1 protein-coding gene is annotated in these 1,055 nt (G+C 61.4%); it reads left to right on the top strand.

Translation table 11 applies throughout. From position 1 onward, the window contains the following. Positions 1 to 1,055 (top strand): elongation factor Tu (tuf, locus tag POR01S_RS23045; protein WP_042138604.1); only part of this gene is annotated, 1,055 nt, incomplete at both ends.

The raw sequence follows: 1,055 nt of genomic DNA on the forward strand, positions 1-1,055 counted from the left end.
ACCTGGGGCGGTTCCGCTCGTGGTTTCGACCAGATCGATAACGCGCCGGAAGAAAAGGCTCGCGGTATCACCATCAACACCTCCCACGTTGAGTACGACTCGGCGATCCGTCACTACGCGCACGTCGACTGCCCCGGCCACGCCGACTACGTGAAGAACATGATCACCGGTGCTGCCCAGATGGACGGCGCGATCCTGGTTTGCTCGGCTGCTGACGGCCCCATGCCGCAGACCCGCGAGCACATCCTGCTGTCCCGTCAGGTAGGCGTTCCCTACATCGTCGTGTTCCTGAACAAGGCCGACATGGTTGACGACGCCGAGCTGCTGGAACTGGTCGAAATGGAAGTTCGCGATCTGCTGAACACCTACGACTTCCCGGGCGACGACACTCCGATCGTTATCGGCTCCGCGCTGATGGCTCTGAACGGTCAGGATGACAACGAGATGGGCGTTTCCGCCGTGCGCAAGCTGGTCGAGACCCTGGACTCCTACATCCCCGAGCCCGAGCGTGCCATCGACAAGCCGTTCCTGATGCCGATCGAAGACGTGTTCTCGATCTCCGGTCGCGGCACCGTGGTAACCGGTCGTGTCGAGCGTGGCATCGTCAAGGTCCAGGAAGAAGTCGAGATCGTGGGCATCAAGGCCACCGTCAAGACCACCTGCACCGGTGTTGAAATGTTCCGCAAGCTGCTGGACGAAGGCCGTGCTGGCGAGAACGTCGGCGTGCTGCTGCGTGGCACCAAGCGTGAAGACGTGGAGCGTGGCCAGGTTCTGGCCAAGCCGAACACCATCAAGCCGCACACCAAGTTCGAGTGCGAAGTGTACGTGCTGTCCAAGGAAGAAGGTGGTCGTCACACCCCGTTCTTCAAGGGCTACCGTCCGCAGTTCTACTTCCGCACCACCGACGTGACCGGTAACTGCGAACTGCCGGAAGGCGTCGAGATGGTGATGCCGGGCGACAACATCAAGATGGTTGTCACCCTGATCGCTCCGATCGCGATGGAAGATGGTCTGCGTTTCGCCATCCGTGAAGGCGGTCGTACCGTCGGCGCCGG

It is taken from the genome of Pseudomonas oryzihabitans NBRC 102199, assembly GCF_000730625.1.
GTDB classification, from domain to species: domain Bacteria; phylum Pseudomonadota; class Gammaproteobacteria; order Pseudomonadales; family Pseudomonadaceae; genus Chryseomonas; species Chryseomonas oryzihabitans.